This is a genomic window from Psychrobacter sp. AOP5-GZ1-6 (assembly GCF_052376345.1).
In the GTDB taxonomy this organism is placed as follows: domain Bacteria; phylum Pseudomonadota; class Gammaproteobacteria; order Pseudomonadales; family Moraxellaceae; genus Psychrobacter.
Map to the genome: position 1 here is coordinate 1 of NZ_JBQSVP010000371.1, position 331 is coordinate 331.

Below are 331 nucleotides of genomic sequence, written 5' to 3' on the forward strand. Positions count from 1 at the left end.
TGCGGCTAAGCAAGAGAGGTACTATGGCTTTGAAGGCCATTTGCTTGTTAATTTATCTGGCATGATTAAAGGCTTTACCGTTGCCCCTGCCAATGTTGATGAAAGAGCGGTTGCCCCAGAAATCACCACTCATATTCATGGGCTACTTGGCGCTGATAAAGGGTATATCAGCCCTAGTCTGACATCGTACTACGACGCTCAAGGCGTGGATTTACAAACGCCACTCAGAGCTAATATGAAAGAGGATAGACCCAAACCTGTGATAAGACGGCTAATGAAAGCTCGCCGTATCGTTGAAACAGTCATTGGTCAGCTATCAGAACGATTTAAT

1 protein-coding gene is annotated in these 331 nt (G+C 45.3%); it reads left to right on the top strand.

Features of this window, described 5'->3' with window-relative positions; translation table 11 throughout:
* Nucleotides 1–331: transposase (locus ACT3RN_RS16255; protein WP_444518893.1), on the top strand; the 331-nt coding region annotated here is incomplete at both ends.